This is a genomic window from Dellaglioa sp. CoH-57-MRSF-20 (assembly GCF_056781955.1).
This window is the reverse complement of record NZ_JBXAXV010000171.1, coordinates 1-361: the sequence shown is the minus strand read 5'-3', so window position 1 is coordinate 361 and position 361 is coordinate 1. Positions and strand designations below refer to the sequence as shown.

Annotated in this window: 1 protein-coding gene; it reads left to right on the top strand. The window is 57.1% G+C overall.

Going from position 1 to position 361, the window contains the following annotated elements:
• On the top strand, nt 1-305 hold a 305-nt coding region (locus tag AC1RPN_RS08640), incomplete at its 5' end, for a hypothetical protein (RefSeq protein ID WP_481763782.1).
• Nucleotides 306-361: the final 56 nt, after the last annotated feature.

The window sequence follows — 361 nt, the reverse complement described above, 5'->3', positions numbered from 1 at the left end:
ACCACCCGATTGCCCACTGGCGTAACTGCCAGCACGGTTACTGGATGCTGCACGGTCACTGCCACGGTGATTTCGACTATGCGACCCACGGGCTCGATCGATATAAGATCGCAGATGTGGGTTGGGATGCGAGCCCGGCTTACGAACTCCGTGACTTGTCACGCATTTACGCGGATCAGCAACTGCGCGCCGCTGGCTTTTCAGTGTCGGCGCGTGCCGAGCAGTATGGACCTATTCCGTTCTCGAAGCTGGCCCCCATCATGGCCGAGCGTGAGGTTAAACCCCATCACGATACTTACCGGTAGTAAATAAATTGGGTAGGACCTACCCATTAGGGGCTTCGCCCCATTCATCCGGCAAG